We start from the raw sequence: 7089 nt of genomic DNA on the forward strand, positions 1-7089 counted from the left end.
GCGCAGCCCACCATGGCCGCCACCTGGTAGAGCATGGAAAAAATCTCCTCCACGCTGCGCTGGTTGAACACCGTCACCTGCACACCGGCGCGGATCAGCGCCGCCGCGATGTCGGCCTGCAAGTCGGAAAAACCGAACACGCAGTCGGGCTGCAGCTCCAGGATCTTGTCGATCTTGGCGTTGAGAAACGCGCTGACCTTGGGCTTTTCTTCGCGCGCGCGGCGCGGCCGCACGGTGTAGCCGCTGATGCCAACGATGCGCGACTCCTGCCCCAGCAGGTACAGCCACTCGGTCGTCTCCTCGGTCAGGCAGACGATGCGCTGGGGTCCAGGCAAAACAGTGCTCATGAAACCTCCGCCAGAAACAGTTGCGCCGTGGCTTCGGGATTCGAGGCAAACCACGCATGGAAGTAGCTCGCACGCACCGGACCCTGGCCATACACGGCTTCGGGTCGTCCGAATGTGCTGCCCGGCACGGTCTGCGCCACCGGTGCCAGCGGCGAGGTGGTCAGCGAAAAGTGGAAGGTGTGGCCCCGCAGTTCGCCCTTCGGCGTGTCCCAGCGCTGCGGGCCGAGGGCGGCCAGACGCGGCTGCATCGCCACCTCGCCCGGCAGCAGGCCCCACATCGGCACCCGTTTGCCATCGCTCAATGTCAGACCGTCGAACAGCGGCATCATGCCGCCGCACTCGGCCCAGACGGACTTGCCGGCCGCGATGTGCGCCGCCAGCGAAGCACGGCAACGTCTGCCTTTCACAAGGACATCGGCGTGCAGCTCGGGGTAACCGCCCGGCAGCCAGACCGCATCGCAGTCGGGCACCGGTTCGTCGGCCACCGGCGAGAAAAACACCAGCTCGGCGCCCAAAGCACGCAGTGTGTCCAGGTTGGCCGGGTAGGTGAAGCAGAAGGCCGCGTCGCGCGCCACCGCCACGGTGCGGTCCTTCAGCAGCGGCGCCACTGGCTGAACGGGCTGCGCCTCAAACGGCACGGCCCAGCGTTGCCAGCCCGCCGCATCCAGCCGACCCAGCGGCGTGGCGGCCATGGCATCGGCCAGTGCGTCCAGCCGCGCCAACGCATCGGGCAGTTCGGATGCGACCGTCAGGCCCAGGTGCCGTTCGGGCAACGCGAATCCCGCATCGCGCCGCAAGCCACCCAGCCAGCCGGCGTCGATGCCGCCGGGCTCGGCCGACCGATCGTCAGCGCGCACGGAAGCCTGCAGCATCTTTTCGTGGCCCTCGCTGGCGACGCGGTTGGCCAGCACGCCGGCCCATGGCAGGCCCGGGCGGTAGTGGCGCAGGCCGTGCACCAGGGCGCCAAAAGTGCCGGCCATGGCGCCGGCATCGATCACCGCCAGCACCGGTATGCCCAGCTTGACCGCCAGGTCGGCCGCGCTCGGCTCGCCGTCGAACAGCCCCATCACCCCTTCGATCAGGATCAGGTCGCTGGTCATGGCGGCTTCGTGCAGACGGGCGCGGATATCGGCCTCGCCGTTGAGCCAGAGGTCCAGGTTGTGCACCGGCTGACCGCTGGCCAGCTGGTGCCAGTGCGGGTCCAGAAAGTCCGGCCCGCACTTGAACACCCGCACCCGCCGGCCTTGCCGCGCGTGCAGGCGCGCCAGGGCCGCGGTGACCGTGGTCTTGCCCTGTCCAGAGGCCGGGGCGGCGATCAGCAGGGCGGGACACATGACTGGACGGTTCAACATGCGGTCTTCGTCACTGCGGCGCCCACTTCAGGCCCACATACGCCACGCGACCCGAGGTGGCATATCCTTTGGCGGTCTGGTAGTCCTTGTTGCCAACGTTGTCGATGCGGCCCACCAGCGTCCAGTCTCGCGCCAACCGGGTGGTGGCGCTCAGGTTCAGCAGCCCATAGCCGGCCAGACGGGCGGTGTTGGCGGCGTTGTCGAATCGCTCGCCGACCAGTTGCAACTCCGACCCGAGGCTCCAGGCACCCAGCGGCATGTCCGCCGTCAGCGTGGCCGTCTGCTTCGCGCGCCGCGGCAGCTGTTTGCCGCTCACCAGGTTCTCGGGGTTCATCAGGTCCAGAGACCCGCCCAGACGCACGCCATTGGCGAGTTTGGACGCGATCTGGAACGACACCCCCGTGTAAAGCGCAGCATTGACGTTCGCGTAGCAGCCCGCATAGGTGCCGGTGCCGTTGACACACGAACCGGGTCCCGAGACGTAGTCGATCAGATCCCGCAGCCGGTTGCGGTAGGCGACCGCACTGAAACTGCGGCCCCGCGCCTCGTACTTCACACCCAGCTCGACATTGCGGGATGTCTCAGGCTTGAGTGTGGGCACACCATAGATGCTGAAACGCTGGAATAGCGTCGGGGCCCGGAAGGCCGTGCCCGCAGAAGCCGTGGCGCGCCAGTGGGGCGCGAAGCCGTAGGCGTAAGACGCGCTGCCGGTGGCCTGGCCACCGAACTCGCTGTCATCGTCGCGACGGGCATTGAACTGCAAGGTATGCGCTCCCGACCGCAAACCGTAACCCAGTGCCAGGGCGTCCTGAGAACGCCGGGTCTGGCTCGGCGTCGTGCTGGCGTTTTTCAGGTGGTCTTCACGCCGCTCCAAAGCTGCGGTGATCAGGCTCGGCCCCTGCCGCCATTCGTTCTGCCAGAGGTAGCTGCGGACGGTCGTGTCGGTCACATAAGGTGAGGGCATGGTTTCGTAGCGGTCATCCGACTCGCTGACGCTGACCCGGGTGGTGTACCGGTCGCTCCAGCGCGCTTGCCAGGTCAGCCCCAGGGTCTGCAGTTCTTGCAATGCCCAGTCATCCTCCCCAGGCGTGTACCCGTCGTACTGGGATTTCAGATCGTTCGCGAGCCAGGACGCCTCCAACTGGTGCCCGGGCGCGACCGTCCAGCCCACACGCGCCGAAGCAGCGGTGGAACGGTAGCCATCCCGGTCAGGTGTTCCGGCGGGTTGGGCATTGAAGCCATCGCTGGTCTCACGCGTGACACCCAGTGCATAGGTCACCTCCCCCTGCCCGCCGCTCAGGCCCATGTCCACGCGCTCCGTTCCATGCGAGCCCACCCCCAGCTCAAGAGAGGGCCTCAATCCAACGGATCCTTCACGCGTGAAAATCTGGATCACGCCAGCCAGCGCGTCCGAACCGTAGATCGCCGCAGCCGGCCCCCGCAGCACTTCAATGCGCTCCACCTGGCTCAGGGGAATGGTGTTCCAGGAGGCACCTCCCGTCGACTGGGAATCGACACGCACGCCGTTCACGAAAACAGCGGTAAAGCGCGACTCGCCGCCTCGCAAATACACGCTGGTCGAGGACAGTGGCCCACCGTTGCGCGTGATTGAAATGCCAGGCACGCGAGACAACAGGTCGGCCAGCGCCGAAGTGACGCTGTGATCGATGGTGTCTCGGTCGATGATGGACACATCCGCCACCACATCGGTCAGAGGCTGCTCGACACGTGTGGCCGTGACCACTGTTTCAGACAGGGTAGCAGTGTTCTGGGCCAGCACCGGGAATGCGGCGGCGCAGGCCAGGGGCAGCACGGCCAGGCGTGCTCGGGTAACGCGGGATTTCATGATGAAGAAAACACAGACAGGTGCCCTCGCTGTCTTCCCCGACAGCGCGTGGGCGGCATGGCGGCACACCCCTTGCGGGACGCACCTCCTCCATGTTGGCCGGTATCCGGGCTGACAGAGCGACCTTCATCACCTTCCCAGACAGCAACACCGTCCAGTGGTTGTGAGATGAAAGCGGAGCGGCCCGATGGATCGGGCATCTCGTCTGCTTACCGTTGCGGGGGCAGCGCAGGTTAGGTCGGTCCGGTGTGGGCCTTCCCTCCTGCTTCCCGTTGAACTGCGGCATGTGAACCACACCGCGAGCACCAACGGGTGGCATTCTAAGTCCGGGTCGCTTGCGGCAACCCTACAATGCGAAATCCACACTGTCACACCATGGCCGACAACCACCACCTTGACCAGATCGCAGAGCGCGTCGAGCGGCTGCTCCTGAGACACGAGGAACTGCAGCGCACCAACGCCCTGCTGCTGGAACAGGTGCAGGCCCTGCAGACCGAGCGCGACTCGCTCAAGTCGCGACTGAACGCGGCGCGCGCGCGCATCGACGCCCTGCTCGACCGCCTGCCCGTCGCCACCACCGCCGAGCCCCACCGCAAAGACCACAACGCATGAACAAGTCGGCGAGCAAGCAGATCGAGGTGCAGATCATGGGACAGAGCTACCTGCTGGCCTGCCCGGTGGGTGGCGAACAGGCGCTGCTCGAAGCGGTGGAACGGGTGGACACTGCCATGTGCCGCATCCGGGATGCGGGCAAGGTCAAGGCGCGTGACCGCATCGCGGTGCTGGCTTCGCTCAACCTCGCGTTCGAGCTGTCACAGAAAGAAAGTCAGACCCTGTCGGCGGGCACGGCCAGCGCGACCGACGTTTCCGCGGCTGGCGCGCTCGCCACCGACACCGTGGACCCGGCGACGCAAGGCCGCATGAACGAACTGATCCGGCGCCTGGACCAGACATTGGGCAACGACGGCCAGTTGCTCTGAACTGGTCTGCACAAAAGCCCCCATTCACAAGACCGGCGGAACCCGGGCCGCCGCTGCAGCGCCTACAATGGCAACTGTCTGCAGTGCTCGCCGGGCTTTATATTTCCTTGAACCAATGCTCATTGAGCCCGGGCTTGGTACACACATGGCTGGTGTGAGCGTCTCGCGTCAGATGAACCCGAAGCCATGTTGCCCTCGCCCACCTGAACCCCCGGTTCAGGATGCCGGTCCGGTGGCATTTGCAGACACCTTATTCAGCTCACCCCCCTGCGCCGCTTCGCGTCTTCCCCCCTCTCCTTCGGGAGGGGAGACGCAGCCAGTGGCCCGGCAAAGCCGGTTCCACGGCTGCCCTGGTTTCATCGGGCACTTCTGCCGGACATCCCCTCAGCACACATGACTCTCGATCCCATCCTCATCGTCGAGCTGGCCGCGCTCGGTCTGTGCACGGGCTTTCTGGCGGGGCTGCTGGGCATCGGAGGCGGCATGATCATGGTGCCGTTCATCACCCACATCCTGGGCACGCGCGGTGTGGCGCCCGACCTGGCGGTCAAGATGGCGATCGCCACGTCCATGGCCACCATCGTGTTCACCTCCATCTCCAGCGTGCGGGCGCACCACCAGCGCGGTGCCGTGCGCTGGGACATCGCTCGCCAGCTCGCACCCGGCATCGTCCTCGGCGCGGCCCTGGCCAGCCTGGGTGTGTTCGCGCTGCTAAAAGGCGCCTGGCTGGCCCTGTTGTTCGCGGCGTTCGTCAGCTTCTCGGCCACCCAGATGCTCAAAATCAAGAAGCCCAAGCCTTCGCGCACCCTGCCCGGTACCGCGGGCCAGGTGGGTGCCGGCACGGTGATCGGTTTTCTCTCGGGTCTGGTCGGCGCAGGCGGTGGCTTTGTGAGCGTGCCCTTCATGACCTGGTGCAACGTCGCCATCCACAACGCCGTGGCCACCAGCGCTGCGCTGGGTTTCCCGATCGCGCTGGCCAACGCGGTGGGCTACGTCATCTCGGGGCAGACCGTGCAAGGCCTGCCGGCGCACTCGCTGGGCTACATCTACTGGCCGGCACTGGCCGTGATCGCTTGCGCGAGCGTCCTCATGGCGCCACTGGGCGTGAAGGCGGCCCATGCCCTGCCCGTGCAGTCGCTCAAGAAGGTGTTCGCCACCACGCTTTACGCACTGGCCGCCTACATGCTTTACAAGGGCCTGAGCGCCTGACCACGCGCTCGCGCGGCTCAGCCGTGCAAAGGGGTGGCTGAGACGACGATGCCGTCTTCGTCGGCGTAGAGCCAGTCGCCCGGCCGCACCCACACGCCCTGGATCTGCACCACCACGCCGGTCTGCCCGTCGGTCTTGCGATCGGTCGGCAGCGGCATGGCGGCCAGCGCCCGGATGCCCACTTCGCACTCACGCAGTTCGGCCACATCGCGCACGCAGCCGTCAATGACCACGCCCGCCCAGCCGTTGCGCGCCGCAGCGGCACCGATGTTGCCGCCCACCAGCGCGCGGCGCAACGAAGCGCCCCCGTCCACCACCAGCACGCGACCTTCGCCCGGACTTTCGAGCGCACGCTTGACCGGGGTGTTGTCCTCGAAACATTTGACGGTGACCACCGGGCCGGCAAAACGCGGCGACGCACCGAATTCACGGAACACGGGCGGCAGCACGCGAAAGGCGCCCGAATCGTCGCCCTTGTGGGCATCGCACAGATCGCAGGTCGCAGCAAAAGGGGTTGGGCTCATGGTCAAAACGCTCCAAAAAACTCCGTTGAACGCACAGCGTACCGGACCTCGGCACGGGCGGGCCGCCAGCATGGAGCTCGGCTCTGACAGAGCGCTTGCAGCACGCCCGTGCGCAACTGTTGTTTTCGCGGCCAAAAAGCGCGGCGCTCCCTATGAAAACATGCAAAAAACACCCGCGCGCACCTTGGAATGCGCAGGCAAGTCCATTAGCATGCTCGTGACCAGTGAGAAAGCGCGTTTTCAGCTGGTTCATATTCCACTTCTAGAAGGAAATCCAACCATGGCAACTGCAAAAAAAGCTCCCGCAAAGAAGGCTGCCGCTCCGGCCAAGAAAGCCGCTGCGCCCGCCAAGAAGGCCGCTGCTGCTCCGGCCAAGAAGGCTGCTGCACCCGCTAAGAAGGCTGCCGCTCCCGCCAAGAAGGCTGCCGCTCCCGCCAAGAAGGCCGCTGCACCTGCGAAGAAGGCCGCTCCTGCCAAGAAGCGCACCCCCAACGCCGCCTTCATGAAGGCCATGACGCCCAGCGCCGCGCTGGCCGCCATCGTGGGCAGCACCGCCATTCCCCGCACCGAAGTGACCAAGAAGGTCTGGGAATACATCAAGAAGAACAAGCTGCAGGACGCCGCGAACAAGCGCATGATCAACGCCGACGCCAAGCTGAAGGAAATCTTCAAGAAGGCCCAGGCTTCGATGTTCGAAATGACCAAAATGATCAACGAACACCTGAAGTGATCAGGATCTGGAACCCGCGCCCCGGTGGCGAGGTTCCCGACAAACGCCGCTCGCTGGAGCGGATTTTTTTTCGTCCACGGCACGCGCGATCTGTTCAGGAC

At 65.8% G+C, this 7089-nt stretch carries 8 protein-coding genes, 1 other RNA gene and 1 riboswitch; of the genes, 5 read left to right on the forward strand and 4 right to left on the reverse strand.

Annotated features, from left to right (window positions below):
* The 3 genes from ACR2JA_RS04735 to ACR2JA_RS04745 form a co-directional block, all read right to left on the reverse strand.
* On the reverse strand, nucleotides 1-347 hold a 347-nt coding region (locus ACR2JA_RS04735), incomplete at its 3' end, for an ABC transporter substrate-binding protein (RefSeq protein ID WP_434007962.1).
* Nucleotides 344-1681: a cobyrinate a,c-diamide synthase gene (locus tag ACR2JA_RS04740; RefSeq protein ID WP_434007963.1), complete on the reverse strand. Its 1338-nt coding sequence runs from the start codon at nucleotides 1679-1681 to the stop codon at nucleotides 344-346. The genes ACR2JA_RS04735 and ACR2JA_RS04740, both read right to left, overlap by 4 nt.
* A 28-nt stretch (nucleotides 1682-1709) precedes the next feature.
* On the reverse strand, nucleotides 1710-3545 hold the full coding sequence (locus tag ACR2JA_RS04745; RefSeq protein WP_434007964.1) for a TonB-dependent receptor domain-containing protein: 1836 nt from the start codon (nucleotides 3543-3545) through the stop codon (nucleotides 1710-1712).
* An 80-nt stretch (nucleotides 3546-3625) separates the two neighbouring features.
* Nucleotides 3626-3869: riboswitch (cobalamin riboswitch) on the reverse strand.
* A gap of 51 nt (nucleotides 3870-3920) precedes the next feature.
* On the opposite strand from ACR2JA_RS04745, the gene ACR2JA_RS04750 reads away from it, so the two are divergent.
* From ACR2JA_RS04750 to ACR2JA_RS04765, 4 genes are all read left to right on the forward strand, one after another.
* Nucleotides 3921-4157 carry a DUF904 domain-containing protein gene (locus ACR2JA_RS04750; RefSeq protein WP_434007965.1) on the forward strand — a complete coding sequence of 79 codons (237 nt, stop codon included), beginning with the start codon at nucleotides 3921-3923 and terminating at the stop codon, nucleotides 4155-4157.
* On the forward strand, nucleotides 4154-4525 hold the full coding sequence (locus ACR2JA_RS04755; RefSeq protein WP_434007966.1) for a cell division protein ZapA: 372 nt from the start codon (nucleotides 4154-4156) through the stop codon (nucleotides 4523-4525). The genes ACR2JA_RS04750 and ACR2JA_RS04755 overlap by 4 nt, the downstream gene beginning before the upstream one ends.
* A 72-nt stretch (nucleotides 4526-4597) precedes the next feature.
* Nucleotides 4598-4777, forward strand: a non-coding RNA gene (gene ssrS, locus ACR2JA_RS04760) — 6S RNA.
* A 141-nt stretch (nucleotides 4778-4918) separates the two neighbouring features.
* A complete protein-coding gene (locus ACR2JA_RS04765) occupies nucleotides 4919-5734 on the forward strand; it encodes a sulfite exporter TauE/SafE family protein (RefSeq protein WP_434007967.1) in 816 nt (271 codons plus the stop codon).
* A gap of 17 nt (nucleotides 5735-5751) precedes the next feature.
* Here ACR2JA_RS04765 and rraA read toward each other — a convergent pair whose 3' ends face one another.
* The gene (gene rraA / locus ACR2JA_RS04770) at nucleotides 5752-6258 is read right to left on the reverse strand and encodes a ribonuclease E activity regulator RraA (protein WP_434007968.1); all 507 of its coding nucleotides are present in this window, start codon (nucleotides 6256-6258) and stop codon (nucleotides 5752-5754) included.
* A gap of 280 nt (nucleotides 6259-6538) precedes the next feature.
* Here rraA and ACR2JA_RS04775 point away from each other — a divergent pair, with 280 nt between their 5' ends.
* Entirely contained in the window at nucleotides 6539-6988 is a 450-nt protein-coding gene (locus tag ACR2JA_RS04775; protein ID WP_434007969.1) for an SWIB/MDM2 domain-containing protein, read from the forward strand.
* The last annotated feature ends 101 nt before the right edge of the window (nucleotides 6989-7089 follow it).

The sequence above is a fragment of the Hydrogenophaga sp. genome (assembly GCF_051007235.1).
GTDB lineage: Bacteria > Pseudomonadota > Gammaproteobacteria > Burkholderiales > Burkholderiaceae_C > Hydrogenophaga.